Raw genomic sequence first — 22210 nt, forward strand, 5'->3', positions numbered from 1 at the left:
AGGTGCACGTCGACCGGGTGGGTGACCTTGATGTTCTCGTCCGAGCCGTCGATCACCTTGATCGGCGTGCCGGGCAGGTAGCGCAGCACCACGCCGCAGTCGTCGGTGGCGGCGAAGTCGGGGTCGCCCTCGGCACGGCGGTACGCCTCGCGGATGGTGCCGGAGCGGAACGCCTGCGGGGTCTGGCCGCGGCGCAGCCGGGAGCGGACCGGGATGTCGGTGATGCAGTCGTCCGCGTCGACCTGGATGATCGTGTCGGCGGACGGGATGGCCACGTCGACGGCCGAGTACGTCCAGAGCGCGTTCACGCACTCGCGCACGATCCGGGCGCTGACCAGCGGGCGTACCGCGTCGTGGAAGAGGATGTTGACGTCGCCCTCGCCGACCGCGTCGAGCGCGATCCGGGTGGTGTCGTTGCGGGTCTCGCCGCCCTCGATCACCTTGGTGACCTTGCGGAAGCCGGCGTCGGCGACGATGCGCCGCGCGTCGTCGACGTGACCGGTGGCCATCAGCACGATGATCTCGTCGATCTCCGGCGCGGCCTCGAAGACGGCCAGGGTGTGCTCGATGATCGGCTTACCGGCGATCTTGAGGAGCTGCTTCGGGATGCCCAGCCCGAGGCGCGTGCCGGTCCCCCCGGCGAGGATCACGGCCACCGTACGCGCGGGTCGCCAGGGTGCCGGGCTCGCCGGCGCGGCGTCCGGTGCGGTGGTGTGGTCCTGCGTCATTGCCGTACCTCACTCTGGGTGAAAGGGGATGGATCCGAAAACCTTAACGCGGACGGCGGAGCGCACCGATCCGGGCGATCCCGGGACCGGTGCGCTCCGGCGGGCTACTTCTGGCCCTCGTACGCGTCGCAGACCTCCTTGGTGGGGCCGTCCATCCTCAGGACGCCGCCCTCCAGCCAGATGGTCCGCTCGCAGGTGTCCCGGATCGAGCCGATGGAGTGGCTGACCAGGAACACGGTGCCGGCGCTGTCGCGCAGCTCGCGGACCCGCTGTTCGCTGCGGACCCGGAACTTGCGGTCACCGGTGGCCAGCGCCTCGTCGATGAGCAGCACGTCGTGCTTCTTCGCCGACGAGATGGCGAAGCGCAGCCGGGCGCCCATGCCGGAGGAGTACGTGCGCATCGGCAGCGAGGCGAAGTCGCCGCGCTCGTTGATGCCGGAGAACTCGATGATCTCCGGGGCGATCTTCTTGACCTGGTCCGGTTGCATGCCCATGGCGAGGCAGCCGAGCACCACGTTGCGCTCGCCGGACAGGTCGTTGAGCAGCGCGGCGTTGACGCCCAGCAGGGACGGCTGGCCCTGGGTGTAGACCGCGCCGCGGGCCGGCGGGAGCAGCCCGGCGATGGCCCGCAGCAGCGTCGACTTGCCGGAGCCGTTGCTGCCGATCAGGCCGATCGCCTCACCCTGGTACGCGGTGAAGCTCACGCCCTTGACCGCGTGCACCTCGCGGATGTTCGGCGCCTTGGTGCGCGAGACGATCCGCTTGAGCGCGGAGACCGGTGTGGTGCCGCCGCTCGCGCCCTTGTGGATCCGGTAGATCACGTGCACGTCGTCCACCACGACTGTGGGCACGCGACCCGAGTCGATCACGGGACCGGCGTTCAGCGGCAGGGTCTGCTCAGCCACGGCCGTACTCCTTCTCTCCGCGCCAGAAGTAGACGAACCCGCCGATGCCCATGACGACCGCCCAGAACAGGCCGAGGGCCCAGAGCTTCGGCGGCGAGCTGACCAGGTGGGCCTGGTGGGAGTCGAGCAGCGAGTAGCGGGCCAGCTCGATGAAGACCAGCGGCGGGTTCCACTCCAGGAGGCTCGCGGCCCAGTGCGGCAGGTGCTCGCGGAACAGCGCCACCGGGTAGAGCACGCCGGAGGCGTACAGCCAGGTGCGCATCACGAACGGCATGATCTGCTTGAGGTCGGTGATCTTGGAGCCGATCCGGGCCATGATCATGGTGAGGCCGATGTTGAAGACGGTCTGGAGCAGCAGCGTCGGGGCGAGCAGCAGCCAGCGCCAGGTCACCGGCTCGCCGGTGAACAGCACGATCGCGCCCAGCACGACCATCGACATGAGCAGCTGCTGGAGCTGCACCAGCGTGACCGTGATCGGCAGCGCGGCCCGGGGGAACTGGAGCGCCCGGATCAGGCCCAGGTTACCGGTGATCGCGCTGGTGCCGTTCGACACCGCGGTCTGGGTGAACATGAAGATGAACACGCCGGTGCACAGGTACGCGATGAAGTTCGACACGTTCCGGTTCTGCGACAGGATCACGCCGAAGATCAGGAAGTAGACCGCCGCGTTGGTGAGCGGTGTCAGCACCTGCCAGAGCTGCCCGAGCTGGGTGTTGCTCAGCGAGGACGCGACCTTCGCCCGCGAGTACGCGGTCATGAAGTGCCGGTACGCCCACAACCGGCGGGTGTACTCGCCCAGTGGTGGTCGTTCCCCGGCGACCCGCAACCCGTACCGCCGGGCCAGTTCGGCCCGGCTCAGTCCGGATTCGGGGTCGGCCACCGCGGTGTTGGCCATGATCAGGCGCTCCGATCTTTCGTGCTGATGGGGAGCAGTGCGGTGAACAGATCCAGCGTGGCCCGGCGGGGAGGAGCCGCCTCGCTGCTGCATGGAAGGTAGTCCACCGAACGTCGGGACGCAACCGTACCGTCGTTGCGCTACATTGTTCCACGTGACGACCGAGAAGAGGCGTGCCCCGGCCGGCGCGGCGGTGCTGCGCGGGGAGATCACCAGCGCCATCCGTACCGCCGTGATGCAGGAGTTGGCCGAGGTCGGCTACGGTCGCCTCTCCATCGAGGCGGTGGCCCGCCGGGCCGGTGTGAGCAAGACCGCCATCTACCGCCGCTGGCGGTCCAAGCTCGACCTGGTGCTGGACATGGTCTCCGCCGTGGCGGGCCGCAACATCCCGCTGCTGGACACCGGCAGCCTGCTCGGTGACCTGGAGATCCTGCTGCACGTGATGGCGCGTGCGCTGCGTCACCGGCTGGCCGCGCAGATCATCCCGGACCTGCTGGCCGAGGCGGCCCGCAACCCGCAGATCGCGGAGAAGCTGCAGGCCGCCCTGGACGACTACCAGCAGGCGGTGGGGCGGATCCTGATCGGCCGGGCGGTCGAGCGCGGCGAGCTGTCCCCGGACACCGACCGGCGCGCCGCCGTCGATCTCATCGTGGGGCCGGTGTACTGGCGGATGGCGATCTCCCGGGCCCCGCTGGAGCCCGCCGAGGTGCCCCGGATGGCGGCCGCGATCGTCGCCGCCCTGCGGGTAGCATGCGTGGGGCCTGTGCGCGACGAGGTGGAAGTCTGACCCGGGTCGCCCCCGGAGGGCCGTCGTCGATCATGAACAGAACGTCACATCCAGTCGGACAATCAGCGCGACCCGATTGTTTTCCTGACAGAGCGGTAGCATCCCCCGAAATGTCTCCCATGAACCACGTGTCGACAGGAGGAAGCCCCATGGCCGGGCCGCATCCAGAGTTCATTCCCCCCGCACGGCCGATCATCGGCGAGGCCGAGATCGAGGCGGCCGTCCGGGTGCTGCGGAGCGGCCGGGTCGTGCAGGGCCCCGAGGTCGCGGCGTTCGAGGAGGAGTTCGGCGACCTGGTCGGCGGCCGGCACTGCGTCGCCGTCAACTCCGGCACCTCCGCGCTGCAGCTGACGCTGATGGCGCTCGGCTTCGGCCCGGGCGACGAGATCATCGTGCCCTCGTTCTCCTTCGCCGCGAGCGCCAACGCGGTGCGGCTGGTCGGCGCCGAGCCGGTCTTCGTGGACATCGAGCCGGGCAGCTTCTGCGTCGACCCGGAGGCGGTCGCCGCCGCCGTCACGCCGAAGACCGTCGCGATCATGCCGGTACACCTCTACGGCCACCCGGCCGCGATGGACCGGATCATGACGATCGCGCAGCAGCACGGCCTCGCTGTGGTCGAGGACGCCGCGCAGGCGCACGGCGCCGAGCTGAACGGCACCCCGGTCGGCGCCTTCGGCACCGCCGGCTGCTTCAGCTTCTACCCGACGAAGAACATGCACGCCCTGGAGGGCGGCATGATCAGCACCGCCGACGCCGAGCTGGCCCGTACCCTGCGGCTGCTGCGCAACCAGGGCATGGAGCAGCGGTACGCCAACGAGATCGTCGGCGCCAACATGCGGATGACGGACGTGGCCGCCGCCATCGGCCGGGTGCAGCTCACCCAGCTCGGCGAGTGGACCGAGCAGCGCCGCGCCAACGCCAAGTTCCTCGACTCGGCGATCACCGGCATGGTCACCCCTCCGGTCGCCGACGGCGCCCGGCACGTCTACCACCAGTACACCGTGCGCGTCACCGGCAACCGGGACGCCGCCCAGGCCCGCCTCACCGAGCTGGGCATCGGCAACGCGGTCTACTACCCGACCCCGATCCACCGGCTCAAGCCGTACCTCGTGGACGGCAAGCCGGGCGCGTGGGACCTGCCGGAGACCGAGCGGGCCGCCGCCGAGGTCGTCTCGCTGCCGGTGCACCCGTCGCTGAGCCAGGCCGACCTGGAGCGGATCGCCGAGGGCGCGAACCTGGCCGGCGGTGCCCGGTGAGCGCGAGGAGTGAGTCGGGTTTGCGAGCCCCGCAGTCGCGAACGAAGGACAGCTCAGTGAGTGAAGGTCGCAAGCTGCGCGCCGGTCTGATCGGCCTCGGCGCCATGGGGCGCAACCACGCCCGGGTGCTGTCCAACCTCGACGGCGTCGAGCTGGTCGGCGTGGTCGACCCGGCCGGCGACGTGACCGGGACGCTGCGCGCGCCCGTCGTACCCGAGCTGAGCGACCTGCTCGCCCTCGGCGTCGACTACGCGGTGGTGGCCTGCCCGACGGCGCTGCACGAGCCGATCGGCATGGAGCTGGCCGCCAACGGCGTCTGCGCGCTGATCGAGAAGCCCCTCGCGCAGTCCGTCGACGCGGCGACCCGGCTGGTCGAGGCGTTCGAGGCCGCCGGCCTGGTCGCCGGCGTCGGCCACATCGAGCGCTACAACCCGGCGCTGCAGAGCCTGCGCACCCGCCTGGAGGCCGGGGAGCTGGGCGAGGTGTTCCAGGTCGTCACCCGGCGCCAGGGCCCGTTCCCGCACCGGATCGCCGACGTCGGCGTGGTGATGGACCTGGCCACCCACGACATCGACCTCACCGCGTGGGTGACCGGCCAGGAGTACACCTCGGTCTCCGCCCGCACGGTCTCGCGCAGCGGCCGGCTGCACGAGGACATGGTCGCCGTCGTCGGCCAGCTCGCCGACGGCACCATGGTCAACCACCTGGTCAACTGGCTGAGCCCGCTCAAGGAGCGGTCCACCGTCGTCACCGGCGACAAGGGCTGCTTCGTGGCCGACACGCTCACCGCCGACCTCACCTTCTACGCCAACGCCGCCATCGACACCGAGTGGGAGGCGCTGCGCGCGTTCCGCGGCGTGGCCGAGGGCGACATGGTCCGCTACGCCATCCCGAAGCGGGAGCCGCTGCTGGTCGAGCACGAGCGGTTCCGCGACGCGGTGGAGGGCAAGCAGAGCGACATCGTCACCCTGCGGCAGGGCCTGCGTACCGTCCAGGTCGCCGCCGCCCTGCTGGAGTCCGCGTCCGACGGCCGTACCGTGGCCGTGGGCCCGGCCGCCGCCGACCGGGACGGGCGCGGCCTGCAGCCGCCCCCGGCCTGACACCGGCCCGGCCGGGCGACACCGACGCCCGGCCGGCCCGGTCAGTCGATCCCCAGCAGACGGTCGAAGCACGGTGCGTTCACCGACCAGTCCCAGGTGGCCGAGGCGTGCTTGGCCGCGGCCTCGCCGGCGGCCCGCCAGACCTGCTCGTCCGCGGTGACCGCACGGACGCGGGCGGCGGCCTCGGCCGGCGTCGCGACCACCCAGTCGGCCGGGAAGACGGTACGCGCGCCGTGTTCCCCATCGGCGAAGAACGGCCAGTCCCGCACCACCGGCACCGCGCCGCTCGCGGCGCCCTCCACCACGGCACAGTGGAAGCTCTCCCGCACCGAGCTGCTGAGCACCACGCCGATGCCGGTCAGCACACCCGGCACGTCGTCGGTGTGGCCGAGCCGGGTCACCGCGCCGGAGGGCGCCAGCTCGGCCAGCTCCGTCTCCAGCGCCGCCGCGTAGTCGCGCGCCGCCCGGCTCATCCCGGTGTCGATGCTCCCGCCGACCAGCAGCAGGCGGTACCGCTCGTCGGCGGCGCGCAGCAGCCGCAGCACCTCGATCGCCCACCGCGGGTCCTTGGCGACCGCGCTGGTGCCCACCAGGCCGAGCGTGAACCGGGCCGCGGAGTCCTTCGGCCGCGCGAACGGCGCCAGGTCCATCGCGTTGCACAACACGTGGGTACGCGGCGCGTGCGCGCCGGTGAGCCCGGGCGCCACCCGGAGCGTGAAGTCACGCAGGTGCTCGGAGACGAAGACCACGTCGTCCACCCGGCTGAAGTCGATCAGGTTCGGCCACCTGCCGAACGCCTCGTAGCTGTGCAGCCGGACCACCACCCGGGTGTCGCCGGGGTCGACCAGGCCGACCATCACAGCGGTCGCCACGGCCCAGTCGACGAACACCGTGTCGGCCCAGTCCAGGTGCGGGCGCAGCCAGGCCTCGACCTGCCTGCCGTACTCGGTGTCGCGCAGCAGCGCCTCGGCGGTCATACGCCTGGACTGCCGGATCAGCGGCCCGGCCACCGGGTCGTCGTCCAGCCGCACGTAACGCAGCTCCACATCGGGGTGGGCGGCGTAGCGCTCCCGGATCGCCTGCACGAAGTGCGCGCTTCCGTTGAGCAGCAGCAGCACCCGTTGCGGCCGGTCCGTCGGCGGCGGCGCGGCCGGCTGCCGGCGGCCGCGCGGCGTCAGCAGCGCCCGACCCACGGCGCTGCCGTGCAGCGGCGCGAGGAACGCCGCCGGATCGTCCGCCAGCGGCGAGTCGAGCTGGTCGAAGTGGATCACCCGGTGGAACTGGGTGTGCAGCACCCGGTGCAGCCGCCGGGCCGCCGCCTCGCCGTCACCCCGGGCGTACGCCCGGTCCGCCTCGGCCAGGTCGGCCTCGACGGCGGCAGTCAGGTGGGCCGGGGTGCGTCCCTCGGCGATCTCGTCGGCGGCCTCCTGCGCGAGCAGGTCGGCACGGGCGGCCGGGCCCACGCCACCGGCCACCGCGACCAGCGCGGCCCGGGACTCCGCCGCCGGCCAGCCGGCCCGGACCATGCCGGCGCGCAGGCGGCGGGCCAGCGACGACCGCGCGCCGGCCGGCAGCAGCGGCGCGGCCGCCAGGCCGTGGATCAGACGGGCCGCCGCGCGGTGACGCACCACCCGGGGAGCGGTGACGCGACGGAGCACGCCGACTGCGAGCTTGCTGCCCATCTGGGCTGGGTCCTTCCGATCGCGGAGGCTGGCGCCGCAACGCCGACCCGCGTGGTCGGCGAGCGCGGTTCGTGCATGTTAACGTGGCGCGGTCCCTACTTGCGGCGAGGAAGGTTCGGGTGCCGGCAACTTCAGCACGGGACGTCGTCGTCCTCACGCCCTGGTTCCCGACCCGCGAACTGCCCTTCCGCGGCTCGTTCGTCCAGGCGATGGTCGACGCGACCGCACCGGTTTCCGACCGGATGACCGTCTATCACTGCGACGCCTGGGTGGCCGCCCTCGATCCGGCGGCTGAGCGCCGGGTCAAGGACGCCCACCGCGTCCTGCTCGGCCACGCCCGGCACCGCACCCCGACCGTCGGCGGCGCCGACCTGGTCTACGTCCCGGTGCCGGTGCCCCGCGGGCTGGGGCACGCGGAGATCGCCGACCGGCACGACGAGGCGCTGCGCGCGGCCCTCGGCGGCCGTCCGCTCACCGCACCGGTCGTGCACGCCCACGTCGGGCTGCCCAGCGGCTGGGCGGCGATCCGCAACGCCGGCCCGGACACCCGGGTCTACGTGACCGAGCACGCCAGCTTCCTGGACAAGGTGCTCGAGACCGCCCGCGGCCGGGAGATGTACGACGAGGTGCTCGACCGGTGCGCCGGTTTCCTCGCCGTGGGCGAGGGCGTCCGGGCCCCGCTGGTCGAGGCGTTCCCGCACCACGCGGACCGGATCGGCGCGATCGCCAACCCGATCTCCTTCGACCGGCCCCGTCCGACGCCGATCACCGCGCTGCGCCGGTGGCTGTTCGTCGGCGCGCTCTCCGAGCTCAAGGGCGTCCCGCTGCTGCTGGAGGCGTTCGCGCGGTGCCGGCAGGACGACCCGGCACTGACGCTGACGCTGGTGGGGGAGGGCGCGCTGCTGGCGAGCCTGACCGCCCGGGCGGCCGAGCTCGGGGTGGCCGACGCGGTCACGTTCACCGGGGCGGTCCCGCCCGAGCGGGCGCTGGAGCTGATGCGGGAGCACGACCTGCTGGTGCACCCGAGCCGCCGCGAGACGTTCGGGGTGGCGGTCATCGAGGCGATCGCGGCCGGGCTGCCCGTCCTGGTCACCCGCTGCGGCGGTCCGGAGCGGACGCTGGCCGGCATCGAGGACGCCGCCGGTCAGATGATCGACGTGACAGACGACCCGGAGACGATCGTCGCCGGATACCGGCGGCTGCGGTCCCGGTTCCCCGACGACCTCGAACCGGCCCACGCCCGTAAGGCGCTCGCCGACCGGTACGGCTACGCCGCCGTCGCCGAGACGCACCGCCGCCTGTGGTTCTCCGACGAGGCCGACCCGGCGGTCTGACGCCGGGCGCCGCAGCTGATGGAGTGAGATGCACGTCCTTTTCCTGTCCGTCGGGTCGGTCCGGCGGCGCGCGGTCGTGGAGGAGTCCCGCCAGGTGATCGCCGACGGGGGCGCCGCCACCGTGGTGGTCGACAAGATGGGCCCCTGGAGTCGTGAGACGTTCGCCACCGGCGTGCGGGTGATCGACCTGGCTGCCCTGCAACGTCGGCTGCCGGCCGACCGGGTCGAACAGGCGGCGCTGTACAAGGCGCCCCGCAAGCTGCTGCGGACCATCGGCCGCGGTCCGCTGCGGAAGGTGTCGAAGCGGGCCGAGCGGGCGTTCCAGCGGCGCCTCGCCGACCCGGCGCACCGGGCGTTCGTGCGGATGCGCGGCGACCAGCGTGACCGGCTTCTCGCCCGGGCCTGCGCGCGTCCCACGGTGGATGTGCTCGTCGTCACCGATCCGGTGGCGATGCCGTACGCGGTGCGCCTGCTGGAGCGCCGACGCGGTCACGCGAGCCCGAGAGTCTGCTTCAGTTACGACTACTCTGGAGTGGCGACCGATGGCCAGAACCGACCCGACCCGGATTCCGCCCAGGGGGACAATCCATGACGCGCCCGACGCGCCGACCGCGCATCCTGTACCTGTCCTTCTACTTTCCGCCGTCGCGGGCCAGCGGCGTGTACCGGGCCCGGGCCACCGCGAACTACCTGGCCGAGCACGGTTGGGACGTGACCGCCTTCGCGTCGCCGCTGTCGTTCCTGCACCGCGTGATCGGCTCGGTCGACGAGCAGCTGGCCGAGACCGTGCACCCGTCGGTCCAGGTGGAGCGGCCCAACATCAGCCACTTCGCCTGGGAACGTGACCTGCACGCCTACGGCCGGTTCCGGGGCATGTCGCCGATCCTGGCCCGCAACCTCTACAACTTCGGGTTGAAGAAGTTCTTCCCCGAGCACTACCTGTCCTGGGCGCTGGCGTCGGTGCGCAAGGCGCTGCGGATGCACGCCCGGCGGCGCTTCGACGTGGTGCTCGCCACCGGCAACCCGTTCGCCTCGTTCGCCGCCGCCTGGATGATCCACAAGGCCACCGGCGTGCCGTTCGCCGTCGACTACCGCGACGCCTGGACGCTCAACATGTTCACCGAGGAGCCGGGGTACGAGCCGGGCCACCCCGCCTGGCGCTGGGAGCGCCGGATCCTGCGCGACGCCTCCGCCTCGATCTTCGTCAACCAGCCGCTGCTGGCCTGGTACGCCGACCGCTACCCGAACGCCGCGGACCGGATGATGGTGGTCCCCAACGGCTGGGACCCGGATCTGCTGACCCAGCTCGACGCGCCCACGCCGCCGTCCGAGTCGGACCGCGACCGCCCGCTGCGCTTCTCCTTCCTCGGCACCATGAACAGCACCCAGCCGGTGGAGCAGATGGCCGAGGCGTTCCAGATCGCCCGGCGGCATCCCGACCTGGCCGACGCGGAGCTGAACATCCACGGTCACCTCGGCTACTTCAAGCAGGGCAAGACCGACCTCATCGCGCGGCTCGGCCTGGTCGAGGGCGAGCAGGGGCACGCGCTGCCCGAGTACGGCATCCACTACCGGGGCCCGGTCTCCAAGACCGAGGTCGGCAAGGTCTACCAGGACAGCGACGTGCTGGTCTTCCTGGCCGGCGGCGCGCGGTACGTCACCTCCGGGAAGATCTTCGAGTACATGGCGAGCGGCAGCCCGATCGTCTCGGTGCACGCGCCCGGCATCGCCGCGCAGGACGTGCTGGCCGGCTATCCCCTCTGGTTCAACCCGGAGAGCCTCGACGTGCACGACATCGCCGAGTCGATGATCGCCGCCGGCAAGGCGGCCCGGGACATGTCGGCGAAGCAGCGTGCCGAGGCGCGCGCGCACGCCGACACGTTCACCCGGCAGGCGGTCACGGCGCCGCTGGAGGCCAGGCTGCGCTCGATGGTGCGGCGCAAGATCGAGGCGGGAAGGATCGCATCGTGACGTTCGACGACGCAGCCGGCAACCAGCCGCCCACCGCGGGCGCGTCCCGCACGCCGCGGGCGCTGCTGCTGGCGTTCAACCACAAACCGCACGAGAAGGTCGTGGCGCTGGCCGAGCGGCTCCTCGACGAGGGCGCCCGGCTGGACGTGGTGGTCCTCAGCGACACCAACTGGGCGGACCTGGCCGGCCGGCCCAACGTGCGGCTGTTCACCCTCGGCGCCGCGGAGAAGCGGCATCCGCTGCTGCGTACCGAACGGATCGTGGTCACCAGCGGGCCCCGGCGGGTGGCCCGCGGGCTGAGCCGGCTGGCCGGCGGCGGCACGGCGAGCGGCCTCAGCCGGCGGCAGGAGCGCCTGAGCCGGGCGTTCCACAAGCGAGTGTTCATGAAGGCGTACTCGAACGTGCGCCCGCTGGTGCTGTCCCGGCTGGCCGACAAGCGGCTGTCCGAACTGGACCTGGAGCGCGACCCGGTCGACCTGATCGTGGCCTCCGACGCGCTGTCCATCACGCTCGGCTGGCGGCTGGCCCGCCGCTTCCCGAACGTGGTCGCCACCACCTCGCTCGACCCGCCCCCGTTGGCGCAGCTCACCGCGGCGGCCTGACGCCGCCTGCCGCACCACGTGAAGCGGCCCGCCGGCACCGTCGATCGCGACGGCGCCCGGCGGGCCGGTCCGATTTCAGCGGGCGTGCTCGGCGAGCACCCGGACCACGTTCTCGGCCGCGCGGCCGTCACCGTACGGGTTGCCGCGCGCGGCGGCCGGCCGGGGCCGGGTGGCGGTCCGCACCCAGCCGTCGGCGCCCAGCGCGGACGGGTCCGGCACCAGCCGGTTCCAGTCGTCCGCGAGGGTCTCCACCCACTCCGTCTCCGGGCGCAGCGTGGTGCAGGGCCGGTCCAGCAGGTACGCCTCCTTCTGCAGGCCGCCCGAGTCGGTCACCACACCGACGGAGCCGAGCACCGCGGCCACCATGCCGCCGTACGGCAGCGGCCGGCCCACGTGCAGCGCGCCGCCACCCAGCTTGATGCCGTGCTCCTCGGCCCGGGCCAGCAGGCGCGGGTGCGCCAGCAGGGCGACCGGCACCGGCAGCTCGGCGAGCGCGCCCACCAGTGCGGCCAGCCGCTCCGGGTCGTCGGTGTTCTCCGCCCGGTGCAGCGTGGCCAGCAGGTACGGCGCGTCCGGGTCGATGCCGGCCGGCAGCTCGGGGCGCGGCTGGTCACCGGCCAGCACCGCGTCACGCACCCGCAGGCAAACGTCTACCATCACGTCGCCGACCAGCACGGAACGGGCGGCCAGGCCCTCGGCGGACAGGTGGCGCACCGCCTCCTCGGTGGGCGCCAGCAGCAGGTCGGCGCAGTGGTCGGTGAGGACGCGGTTGTGCTCCTCCGGCATCCGGCGGTTGAACGAACGCAGCCCCGCCTCCAGGTGGGCCACCGGCAGGTGCATCTTCACCGCGGACAGCGCGCCGGCCAGCGTGGAGTTGGTGTCGCCGTACACCAGCACCCAGTCGGGTCGTTCGGCCGCGAGCACCGGGTCGAGGGCGGCCAGCGTCTTGCCGGTCTGCACGCCGTGGCTGCCGGAACCGATGCCCAGGTGCACGTCCGGGTCGGGGATGCCGAGCCCGGAGAAGAAGACGTCGGAGAGGTCGGCGTCGTAGTGCTGCCCGGTGTGCACGATGACGTGCTCGTGCTCCGTGGCGGCGAACGCCGCGGCGATCGGTGCGAGTTTGACCAGCTGGGGCCGGGCGCCAACGATGCTGACGACCTTCATGTGGGTGATCCCTCCGATTGACTGTCCGTCCGACCGGGGCGGCGTCCGTGTGCGCCCCGCGGAACCGGCTGCGCCGGCCGGTGAGGGGAACCCCCACGCGGGCGATCCAGGCTAACATCGGGGCATTCCGCTTCTGGACGCCGACAAGGCCGGCACGAGCGCGAGGAAATCCCGTCATGGTCGAGTCGTCGGTCGTTCAAGAGCGCCCGCAGGAGCCGGCTGAGCCGCCCGCCGCCCGGCGGCCGCGTCCCCGGCCGCGCCCCGCGCAGCTCGTGCTCGCGGGTCTGGTCGTCGCGTTCGTCGCCGCGCGGCTGAGTATCGCCGCGCGGGCCGAGGCGTTCCGCACCTTCGACACCCGGTCGTACGCCGGGCTGCTCGACGGGCCGAACCCGACCGCGACGCTCTCCTTCACCGGGCACGCGCCGCGACTGTGGGGCACGCCGCTGCTCTACACGCTCGCCGGCAGCGATCCGGCCCGCGCGTGGGCGCAGGCCCTGATCAGCACCGCGGCGTGGGTGGTGCTCGTGCTGGCGCTCTGGACGATGCTGCGCGGCACGACCGCCCGGGTCTGCGCCGGGGTCGCGCTGTTCGTGCTGGCGCTGACCCGCGCGGTCTACGTGTGGGACCACACGCTGACCGCCGAGTCGCTCTCCATCAGCCTCGGCCTGCTCGCGTTCGGCCTGCTGGTGCTCTGGGTGCGCCGGCGCTCGTGGCCGCTGCTCGCCGCCACGGTCGTGGTGACCGTGTGGTGGATGTTCGTCCGGCAGGACATGCTGCTGTTCATCGCGCTGGTGCCGGCGGTGCTGGCGGTGCTGGCGTGGCGCAGCCGCCCGCACCGCTGGGCGGCGGTGGTGGCGCTGGTCGCGATCGGCGCCGGGCTGGGCTGGAACGCGGCGCTGCTCGGTCCCACCGACGAGACGTTCGCCAAGTGGAGCGCGTCGGGCCGCTCGCAGACCGACGAGACGTTCCTCTACCGGCTGATGGTCGAGGTGCAGCGCGACCCGGAGATTCGGCAGGTCTACCACCGCGAGCTCGGCATGCCGCGTTGCGTGGCGATCGAGGACCCGAGCCTGGTCCGGCGGTGGAACGTCCGCAAGTTCTCCGAGGCGTACGCGAACTGCCCCGAACTGCAGCGGTGGGCCGAGGAGCACGAGATGGCAATCGGCTTCCGGTACGCGATGGCCGAGCCGGATCACTACCGCGAGATCATGGTCGGCCGGATCCTGCCGATGGCGCTGGGCAGCACCGAGTTGCACACGTACGGCCGCCCGGTGTCGATGCTGCCGGACGCGGTCGAGAGGGTCTGGTACCCGCGCCGCGACCTGGTGCTTCCTCTGCTCGCCGGCGCCGTCGTGGCGATGGTGCTGGCGTGCGTGCTCACCGGCGCGGTCCGCCGGCGGCCGTGGCTCGTCCTGGCCGGCGTGCTCGGTGTGGTGGTGAGCCTGGTCAGTGTGCTCGCCAGCCTCATGCTGTCCGCCGGGGAGTACAGCCGGTTCGGCATCCAGGAGGCGATCTACCTGCGGATCAGCCTGGTGGTGCTGGCCGTGGCGGCGCTCGACGCGGCGCTGACCAGGCCGTGGAGACGCGCCGGGCGGGCGGCCCGGGGGGTGCCGGGCGACGACGCCGCGCAGCCGTAAACTCCTGCCTCATGACCGTTCCGGACACCCGTCCCACCGACCCCGCTGCGGCCACTCCCGGCGACACCTCGCCCGGCGACACGGAGGTCCGCCGGGCGCCGGAGCCGGCGGAGACCGGGACGGACGACGGCGGCCGCACCGAGGCCGGCGACGGGACCGGCGAGCGGCCGGTCCGGCGGTGGAGCCGGTGGGACGGCGTCGTCGCGGCGGTCTACCTGGCCTGGGCGCTCCTGGTGACCGCCCGCGGGTGGCGCAACCCGGACGGACGCCTGCTCGGCAGCCGCCCGGACGACCAGGGGTTCAACGAGTGGATGCTGGCGTACGCGGCGCACGCGGTCCGGCACCTGGAGAACCCGTTCTTCACCACCGCGCAGAACGCCCCCGACGGCGTGAACCTGATGACCAACGTCGGCATGCAGCTGCCCGGGATCCTGCTGTCGCCGGTGACGCTGCTGTTCGGCGCCCCGACGGCGTACGTGCTGCTGATGACGCTCAACCTGGTCGGCACCGGCTACGCCTGGTACCACGTGCTGTCCCGGCACGTGGTGCGGTCCCGTGCCGCCGCGTTCGTCGGCGGCCTGTTCTGCGCGTTCGCGCCGGCGTTGGTGTCGCACAGCAACGGGCACCCGCACATGACCGCGCAGTGGCTGGTGCCGCTGATCGGCTGGCGGGTGCTGGCGCTGGCCCGGGGCGGTCGGGTGCTGCGGGACGGGCTGGTGCTCGGCGCGCTGATCGCGGCACAGTTCTTCATCAGCGTGGAGATCCTCTTCCTGCTCGCGCTCGGCTGCCTGCTCGCCGCGCTGGCCCATCTCGCGCTGGCGCCGAAGGTCGCGTTGCGGCGCGCCCCCCGGCTGCTGGGCGGGCTGGGGGTGGCCGGCGCGCTGGTCGCTGTCGTCACCGCGTACCCGCTGTGGATGCAGTTCTTCGGGCCGCAGCACCGGATGGGGCACCCCGGCGGCCCCGACGTCTACGCCCTGAAGCTCGGCTCCTACGTGCGCTACGCGACCGAGTCGATCGCCGGCAGCCCGACCAGCGCCGGCGGGTGGGGCCCGAACACCACCGAGCAGGTCAGCTTCTTCGGCTGGTCGCTGGTGGTGGTGGCGGTCGCCGCCGCGTGGTGGCTACGCAAGGAGATCACCGTCCGGGTGCTGACCCTGGTCGCCGTGGTGTGCGCGCTGCTGTCGATGGGCACCACCTGGACCTGGGGCACCGAGCGGACCACGATCCCGGCGCCGTTCGCGTTGCTGCAGCACCTTCCGGTCTTCGACGCCGTGGTGGTGGCCCGCTTCGGGTTCATCACCACCATGGCCGTGGGTGTCCTGCTGGCGCTGGCTCTGGACCGGGTGGCGAGTCTCGCGCGTGACGGGGACCGGCTGCCGGCCCGGATCGCTGTCGTCGCGGTGGCTGCCGCGCTGGTGCCGATCCTGCCCACCCCGCTGCCGGCCCAGGGCCGTCCCGCGGTGCCGGACTTCGTCACCGCCGGCACCTGGCGTGACCACGTGGCCCCCGGCCGCACCCTGGTGCCGGTGCCGGTGGCGAACATGACCTCGGTCTACTGGGGCTCGGCGGCGCTGGCCGAGTTCGCGGTCCCGCAGGGCTACTTCCTCGGCCCTACGTCCAAGGAGGACCCGACCGGGCGGTGGGGCGTCGAGCCGCAGCCGACGGCGAAGCTGCTCACGCTGGTCGCGGAGGGCAAGCGCGGCACCGACGTGACGCCGGCCGAGGTCGCCCAGGCCCGCGCCGACGCCCGCTACTGGCGGGCGGACGCGGTGGCGCTGCCCAAGCACCGCCGGCAGGAAGACCTGCGCGTGGTGCTCGACGCCCTGTACGGGCCGGGCCGCCAGGTCGACGACGTGTGGCTCTGGGACGTGCGGCCGTTCAGCAACTGAGCGGCGCGCCTACGGCGACCGGTTCCAGATGATCAGGACGTAGCCGCCGAAGTAGGCGGAGACGATCAGCAGCGGGGTCAGCACGGTGACGGCCCGGGCCCAGCCGGCCCGGGCCAGCGCGACGGCGACCGGCAGCAGGAGCGGGAACGCGGGCAGCAGGAAGCGCGCCTTCGCGTGGTAGTAGCCGGCCGCGCCGAGCGTGGTGAGCAGGATCAGGCCGCTGTAGAGCAGGAGCTGCCAGGGCTGCCGGTCGAGGGCGCTGAGCACGAACAGCGCCAGCGCGATCAGCACCACGAGCGTCACCACGTACATGGTCAGCGCCGTGGGCTGCGCCAGCACGCGCTGCGCCACCCGGACCGTGTCGGCGCCGAAGTCGAAGGTGGTGCCCCAGCCGGCGTCCTGGATGTGGAACCAGCCGTCCGGCCGCCCGGTCTGCCGGCCCACCCAGGCCAGGTACCCGACCCAGCCGGCCGGCGCGATCACCAGCGCGGCCCACGGGCGCCAGCCGTCGCGGCGGCGCAGCGCCGCGATCAGCGCCGCGAGACAGACCACGGCGAGCAACGCGGAGCCGGTCGGCCGGGTCAGTCCGGCGCACAGGCTGAGCACGGCGGCGAGCAGCCACGAGCGGCGCAGCAGCGCGTACAGGGACCAGGCGGCGAACGCGGTGAAGATCCCCTCGCTGTAGCTCATGTTCTGCACGATGCTGTGCGGCAGCACGCCCCAGAGCACGGCGAGCAGGATGCCGACGCGGCGGTCGTACAGCCGCTCGCCGACCGCGAACAGACCCCAGGCGGCGGCGAGCGCGGCGACGGCGGCGACCGCCAGCGCGGTGGCGCGCGCGCCGAGCGGGGTCAACGGCTCCAGCGCCCCGACCAGGCGGGGATAGAGCGGGAAGAAGGCCATGTCGCTCTGGACCCGGGCGTAGCCGTCGTAGCCGTCGCGCGCGATCCGCAGGTACCACACGCCGTCGGACCCGGTGAGCAGCGCGGCCGGCCGGGCCCCGGTGGCGCGGGCCCAGAGCCAGAGCGTGACCAGCCCGACGGCCCGCACGGCGACGTAGCCGACGAGCGCGGGCAGGGCGTTGCGGAAGGCGGTCGCCAGCCGGTGCCCGAAGGAGGCCCGGTGCTGGGAATCCGTCTCCGCGGGCGGCTGTTGGCCGCGCGTCGGTGCGGTCATGCGTGGTCCTGTCCGAGTGATCTTCGCCCCCGGCGTCAGCGTCCGGGGCGTCGGCGACCGGCGGGAGCGCTGCCCCGGAGCCGGGTGCAGGGTAGCAACGGCGACACCGGCTTCCCGGCACGGCCGGGCATCGGCCTCCCGCGCCGCGCTTGTCGTACACTCGCTCGGGTCGCACGTGCGACAGTGGTTGACACGGAGACGGACGGGCATGGGTTCTGACGGGGCGATCTCTGCGGCGGACCTGGGGGCGGCAGCCGCGGCACGGGGCGCCGTCACGATCGACACCTCGGCCCGGACGGCGGCCGGGCGGTGAGCCGACCGGACGTCACGGTCGTCGTCGCGGTGTACAACACCATGCCGGACCTCACCACCTGCCTCGAGTCGCTCGTCAACCAGACGATCGGGCACGACCGGCTGCAGATCGTCGCGGTCGACGACGGCTCCACCGACGGCAGCGGCGCGGAGCTGGAGCGGTTCGCGGCGGCGTACCCCTCGGTCCTGACGGTGGTGCACCAGCCCAACTCCGGCGGGCCGGCCGCCCCCAGCAACCGGGCGCTGGACCTGGCCACCGGCCGGTACGTGTTCTTCATCGGGGCCGACGACCACCTGGGCCGCGAGGCGCTGGAGCGGCTGGTGTCGGCGGCCGACCGGTGGGGCTCGGACGTGGTGCTCGGCCGCATGGTCGGCGTGAACAAGCGCTACGTGCACCAGGAGATCTACGACCGGACCCGGTCCGACATCGACCTGTTCGACTCGCCGCTGCCGTTCTCGCTGTCGAACACGAAGCTGTTCCGGCGGGACCTGATCGAGCGTCACCACCTGCGCTTCCCGGAGGACATGGCGGTCGGCAGCGACCAGCCGTTCACGTTGGAGGCGTGCCTGCGGGCGGCCCGCATCTCGGTGCTCGCCGACTACGACTACTACTTCGCGGTCAAGCGCCTCAACTCCACGAACATCACCTACCGCAGCGACCATCTCGCCCGGCTGGAGTGTGTGGAGCGCATCGTCCGGTTCGTGGCCGACATGGTGGAGCCGGGGCAGCGGCGCGACGCGGTGCTGCGGCGCCACTTCGCCTGGGAGATCGCGAAGCTGTTCCGCCCCGACTACCTCAAGCTCGACGCCGAGACCCGGGAGCAGGTCCGGTCGCGGGTCGGCAAGCTGGTCCGGGAGTACCTCACCGACGGCATCCGCGACCGGCTCGACGCGGCCACCCGCGTGCTCGTCGGCACGGCCGCGTACGGCCGGCCGGAGGACCTGGTGGCGATCATCCGGCTGACCGCCGCCGACGGCCTGCCCTCGACGGTGGTCCGCGACCAGCGCTGGTTCGCCGCGTTCCCGGGCTTCGGTGAGGCGGGTGGCCTGAGTGACGAATGGTACGAGTTGGAGCCGGCGGCGAGCCGGTGGCTCGCCGCGCTGACCGCGGTTTCGGTACGCTCGGTGACCGGGCCCGACGGTGACCGGCGGGTGCAGATCCTCGCCCGCAGTCCCCGGCCGGATCTCGCCGACCTGGTCGGCGGGGACATGTCCGTGCGGGTGGGTGAGGCGGAGGCCGCCGTGCGGCTGCTGCCGGCCGACCCGATGGGCACGACTGTGGAGGCCACGTTCCGGCTCCCGGATCTGGCCGCCGACCTCGGTCCGGCGGGAACGACCCGGGCGGTCCGGGTCCGGGTGGCGGACAGCGCCGCCGTCCCGGTGCGGGGGTTCCGGCCGCCGCTGATCCACCGGGTGGTGTACCGCGACGGCACCCGACTGCATCTGGTCACGATCAACAACAACCACAAAGGTCACTTGGCGTTCACCGTCTGGCCGGTGACGCTTCGCCGGGTCGCGGCCCGTCTTCGGCGCCGGCTCCCCCGAGGAGGAAAGTAGTTCATGAACATCTGCGTCGTCGCGCTCGGCAAGATCGGTCTGCCGCTGGCCGTGCAGTTCGCGTCCAAGGGGCACCGGGTGATCGGCGCCGACGTCTCCGAGCGGGTCGTCCAGCTGGTGAACGACGGTGCGGTGCCCTTCCCGGGCGAGGCCGACCTGGACGTCAAGCTGAAGGAGACGGTCGCCGCCGGCCTGCTGTCGGCCACCACCGACACCGCCGCCGCGGTCGCCGAGTCGGAGGCGGTCGTCGTGGTCGTGCCGCTGTTCGTGGACGCCGAGGGCGTGCCGGACTTCGGCTGGATGGACGACGCCACCCGGGCCATCGCCCGTGGGCTGAAGCCGGGCACGCTGGTCAGCTACGAGACCACGCTGCCGGTCGGCACCACCCGCAACCGCTGGGCGCCGATGCTCGCCGAGGGTTCCGGCCTCACCGCCGGCACCGACTTCCACCTCGTGTTCAGCCCCGAGCGGGTGCTCACCGGCCGGGTCTTCGCCGACCTGCGCCGCTACCCGAAGCTGGTCGGCGGCATCGACGAGACGTCGGCCGCGCACGGCGTCCGGTTCTACGAGGCGGTGCTCGACTTCGACGAGCGGCCCGACCTGGACCGCCCCAACGGCGTGTGGGACCTCGGCTCGGCCGAGGCGTCCGAGCTGGCCAAGCTCGCCGAGACGACCTACCGGGACGTGAACATCGGCCTGGCGAACCAGTTCGCCCGCTTCGCCGACACCGTGGGCGTGGACGTCACCAAGGTCATCGAGGCGTGCAACACGCAGCCGTACAGCCACATCCACTCGCCGGGCATCGCGGTCGGCGGCCACTGCATCCCGATCTACCCGCGGATGTACCTGTGGAACGACCCGGCCGCCACCGTGGTGCGCTCGGCCCGCGAGGCCAACGCGGCCATGCCGGAGTACGCGGTCGACCTGCTCGCCGCCGCGTACGGCGACCTGACCGGGGTCGGCGTGCTGGTGCTCGGCGCCGCCTACCGGGGTGGCGTCAAGGAGACCGCCTTCTCCGGCGTCTTCCCGACCGTCGAGGCGCTGCGCCGCCGGGGCGCGGTGCCGTACGTGTCGGACCCGATGTACAGCAACGAGGAGCTGGCCGCGCACGGCCTGCCCGGCTACGACGGCGAGCCGCTCGGCGCCGCGGTGATCCAGGCCGACCACGCGGAGTACCGCACGCTGTCCCCGGCCGACCTGCCCGGCGTGACGGTGCTCGTGGACGGCCGGCGGGTCACCGACCCGGAGCGCTGGACCGGCGTGCGCCGGGTGGTCATCGGAGGCTGACCGCACACGCGCGTACCGGGCCCCGGCCGTGATCACGGCCGGGGCCCGTCGCGTGTCGCCACCAGCCGATCGGCGTCCGCCGTTCACCTGCCGGACACCCCGGCAATACTTGTGTCATGTGACCCGTTTAGGGTCGCAGCGGTCCGAATCGAACCTGGCCGACGTCGGGGCAGACAGGGAGCGTGTCGTTGTTGAGCAGAATTCGCAGCCAGCAGGGTCTCGCCGCGGTGGGCGCGACGCTCCTCGGCTACGCGGTCATGGTCCTCTCCGGAGTACTCGGCCTGGTGGTGCCGTTCGCGGTGGCCGCCGTGGTCGCCTTCGCCGGTGAACTGGCTCTGGCCGGGCGGCACACTCCGACCGCCGAACTGCTCGACAAGGCCGGGCTCGGCGAGACCTTCCGGCGGCTGGTGCGGGATCTGTCGGTGGTCCTGCTGGTGGTCGTCTCGGCCCGCCCCGGCGTGGCCGGCACGATCGCGGTGCTGCTGCTGCCCGCCGCGCTCTGGACCGTTGCGGTAGCCACGAACGCGGTGACGAAGGTGATCGACGGGCGGGTCGACCCCCCGGCGTACACCCGCAACATCGACCTCGGCGCGCTGCGGCGCGTCCCGGTGCCGCCGGCCTGGGCGCGGTGGCTGGCCGGGCTGAACATGCCGCTGCTCAACGTGCTTCTGGTGCCGGCGGCGGTGGTGGCCGCCGCGCGCGACCAGGTCGCCCCGGTGGTGGTCACCGGCCTGGTGACGCTCGCCGCCGGCCTGGTCACCGCCGCGGTGCTGGCGCTGACCGCGCTGCGCGGCCGGGGCAGCCAGCCGGGCGTGCTGCCCGCCGTGCACGACTGGATGGCCCGGGAACGGCCCGAGGTCGCGCTCTACTTCGCCGGCCCGGCCAAGGACGTCTACCAGGCCAACATGTGGCTCGCCCCGGTGGAGGCGACCGGCCGCCGCGCGGTGGTTCTGCTGCGCGCCGCTGACGCGTTCGAGCAGCTCGCCGACACCCGGCTGCCGGTCATCTGCGTGCCGGCCGGCGTCGACTTCATGAACCTCGACCTCAGCTCGCTGCGCGTGGCCCTGTACGCCGCGAACGTCGGCGCCAACATCCACCTGCTGCGGGAACCGGGCGTCAAGCACGTCTTCGTCGGCCACGGCGACAGCGACAAGCAGGCGAGCGTGAATCCGTACAGCAAGGTGTACGACGAGGTCTGGGTGGCCGGGCCGGCCGGGCGGGAGCGGTACGCGCGCGCCGACGTCGGCGTGCTGGACCGCGACATCGTGGAGGTCGGCCGGCCGCAGCTCGCCGGGGTGCACACGTTCGGCTCCGGCGCCGCCGACCACCGCTTCACCGTGCTCTACGCGCCCACCTGGGAGGGCTGGCTCGACGACGACCCGTACCACACCTCGCTGGTGCTGATGGGGGAGCGGATCGTCTCCGGCCTGCTCGCCGCCGGTGACGTGCGGGTGATCTACAAGCCGCACCCGCTGACCGGCAGCCGGTCGGCGAAGGCGCGGGCCGTGCACGAGCGCATCGTGGGCCGGATCAAGGCGGCCGGCGGCGACACCGATCCGTCCTCGCTGGACGGGACCGCGCACCTGGTGGTCACCGGCCGCACGCCGGGGCTGTTCGACTGCTTCAACGTCACCGACCTGCTGGTCAGCGACGTGTCCAGCGTGGTCTCCGACTTCGTGCAGAGCGAGCGGCCGTACGTGGTGGCGAACCCGGCCGGTCTGTCCGAGGACGAGTTCCGCCGGCAGTTCCCGACCGCGCGCGCGGCGTACCTGCTCTCGGCGGACTGCGGCGAGCTGGCGAAGATCCTCGACGTGACGCGGTCCGGCGACGACCCGATGACCGGGGCGCGACGGGAGCTGAAGGAGTACCTGCTCGGCCCGGCCGGGTCGAACCCGATGGACCGCTTCCGGGACGAGATCGGCCGGCTC

At 72.9% G+C, this 22210-nt stretch carries 18 protein-coding genes; 12 read left to right on the top strand and 6 right to left on the bottom strand.

All coding sequences use genetic code 11. The annotated features are described in order from the left end of the window. From KBX39_RS02675 to KBX39_RS02685, 3 genes are all read right to left on the bottom strand, one after another. The coding region (locus tag KBX39_RS02675; protein ID WP_210869037.1) for a 2-C-methyl-D-erythritol 4-phosphate cytidylyltransferase at positions 1 to 728 on the bottom strand (728 nt) is incomplete at its 3' end. A 104-nt stretch (positions 729 to 832) separates the two neighbouring features. Beyond that, positions 833 to 1633 carry an ABC transporter ATP-binding protein gene (locus KBX39_RS02680; protein WP_030499725.1) on the bottom strand — a complete coding sequence of 267 codons (801 nt, stop codon included), beginning with the start codon at positions 1631 to 1633 and terminating at the stop codon, positions 833 to 835. Further along, positions 1626 to 2528, bottom strand: a complete 903-nt coding sequence (locus tag KBX39_RS02685) for an ABC transporter permease (RefSeq protein ID WP_166456408.1) — start codon at positions 2526 to 2528, stop codon at positions 1626 to 1628. Before KBX39_RS02685 ends, KBX39_RS02680 begins: the two co-directional genes overlap by 8 nt. Before the next feature lie 154 nt (positions 2529 to 2682). Here KBX39_RS02685 and KBX39_RS02690 point away from each other — a divergent pair, with 154 nt between their 5' ends. The 3 genes from KBX39_RS02690 (at position 2683) to KBX39_RS02700 (ending at position 5671) form a co-directional block, all read left to right on the top strand. Further along, complete coding sequence (locus tag KBX39_RS02690; protein ID WP_043325115.1) at positions 2683 to 3315, top strand: TetR/AcrR family transcriptional regulator; 633 nt, start codon at positions 2683 to 2685, stop codon at positions 3313 to 3315. A gap of 149 nt (positions 3316 to 3464) precedes the next feature. Further along, entirely contained in the window at positions 3465 to 4571 is a 1107-nt protein-coding gene (locus KBX39_RS02695) for a DegT/DnrJ/EryC1/StrS aminotransferase family protein (protein ID WP_043325114.1), read from the top strand. Positions 4572 to 4627: 56 nt separating this feature from the next. Continuing rightward, positions 4628 to 5671, top strand: coding sequence for a Gfo/Idh/MocA family protein (locus tag KBX39_RS02700; protein ID WP_210869039.1), 1044 nt, complete (start codon positions 4628 to 4630; stop codon positions 5669 to 5671). Positions 5672 to 5712: 41 nt separating this feature from the next. Here the strand turns inward: KBX39_RS02700 and KBX39_RS02705 are convergent, their stop codons facing one another. Then, positions 5713 to 7353 carry a glycosyltransferase gene (locus KBX39_RS02705; protein WP_210869041.1) on the bottom strand — a complete coding sequence of 547 codons (1641 nt, stop codon included), beginning with the start codon at positions 7351 to 7353 and terminating at the stop codon, positions 5713 to 5715. A gap of 119 nt (positions 7354 to 7472) precedes the next feature. Here KBX39_RS02705 and KBX39_RS02710 point away from each other — a divergent pair, with 119 nt between their 5' ends. Genes KBX39_RS02710 through KBX39_RS02725 form a run of 4 tightly spaced genes read left to right on the top strand, consistent with a single transcriptional unit; the run spans position 7473 to position 11260 of the window. After that, entirely contained in the window at positions 7473 to 8687 is a 1215-nt protein-coding gene (locus KBX39_RS02710; protein ID WP_223201138.1) for a glycosyltransferase, read from the top strand. A gap of 28 nt (positions 8688 to 8715) precedes the next feature. Next, a complete protein-coding gene (locus KBX39_RS02715; RefSeq protein WP_051611092.1) occupies positions 8716 to 9279 on the top strand; it encodes a hypothetical protein in 564 nt (187 codons plus the stop codon). After that, complete coding sequence (locus tag KBX39_RS02720) at positions 9276 to 10658, top strand: glycosyltransferase (RefSeq protein ID WP_030499733.1); 1383 nt, start codon at positions 9276 to 9278, stop codon at positions 10656 to 10658. The genes KBX39_RS02715 and KBX39_RS02720 overlap by 4 nt, the downstream gene beginning before the upstream one ends. After that, positions 10655 to 11260, top strand: a complete 606-nt coding sequence (locus KBX39_RS02725; RefSeq protein WP_064447476.1) for a hypothetical protein — start codon at positions 10655 to 10657, stop codon at positions 11258 to 11260. The genes KBX39_RS02720 and KBX39_RS02725 overlap by 4 nt, the downstream gene beginning before the upstream one ends. Positions 11261 to 11335: 75 nt before the next feature. Here the strand turns inward: KBX39_RS02725 and wecB are convergent, their stop codons facing one another. After that, a complete protein-coding gene (gene wecB, locus KBX39_RS02730; protein ID WP_043325111.1) occupies positions 11336 to 12424 on the bottom strand; it encodes a non-hydrolyzing UDP-N-acetylglucosamine 2-epimerase in 1089 nt (362 codons plus the stop codon). Between the two features lie 176 nt (positions 12425 to 12600). Here wecB and KBX39_RS02735 point away from each other — a divergent pair, with 176 nt between their 5' ends. Then, positions 12601 to 14061, top strand: coding sequence for a hypothetical protein (locus KBX39_RS02735; protein ID WP_069089956.1), 1461 nt, complete (start codon positions 12601 to 12603; stop codon positions 14059 to 14061). Between the two features lie 11 nt (positions 14062 to 14072). After that, positions 14073 to 15950, top strand: coding sequence for a hypothetical protein (locus KBX39_RS02740; RefSeq protein ID WP_210869043.1), 1878 nt, complete (start codon positions 14073 to 14075; stop codon positions 15948 to 15950). Between the two features lie 9 nt (positions 15951 to 15959). Here the strand turns inward: KBX39_RS02740 and KBX39_RS02745 are convergent, their stop codons facing one another. After that, positions 15960 to 17126, bottom strand: coding sequence for a hypothetical protein (locus KBX39_RS02745; RefSeq protein ID WP_247659820.1), 1167 nt, complete (start codon positions 17124 to 17126; stop codon positions 15960 to 15962). Between the two features lie 309 nt (positions 17127 to 17435). Between KBX39_RS02745 and KBX39_RS02750 the strand changes: the two genes are divergently transcribed. The 3 genes from KBX39_RS02750 to KBX39_RS02760 form a co-directional block, all read left to right on the top strand. Next, positions 17436 to 18995: a glycosyltransferase gene (locus KBX39_RS02750; RefSeq protein WP_043325108.1), complete on the top strand. Its 1560-nt coding sequence runs from the start codon at positions 17436 to 17438 to the stop codon at positions 18993 to 18995. Positions 18996 to 18998: 3 nt separating this feature from the next. Further along, positions 18999 to 20282 carry a nucleotide sugar dehydrogenase gene (locus KBX39_RS02755; protein ID WP_043325107.1) on the top strand — a complete coding sequence of 428 codons (1284 nt, stop codon included), beginning with the start codon at positions 18999 to 19001 and terminating at the stop codon, positions 20280 to 20282. Between the two features lie 188 nt (positions 20283 to 20470). Then, the coding region (locus KBX39_RS02760) for a CDP-glycerol glycerophosphotransferase family protein (RefSeq protein WP_210869045.1) at positions 20471 to 22210 on the top strand (1740 nt) is incomplete at its 3' end.

It is taken from the genome of Micromonospora sp. D75, assembly GCF_018070405.1.
Classification (GTDB): domain Bacteria; phylum Actinomycetota; class Actinomycetes; order Mycobacteriales; family Micromonosporaceae; genus Micromonospora; species Micromonospora chalcea.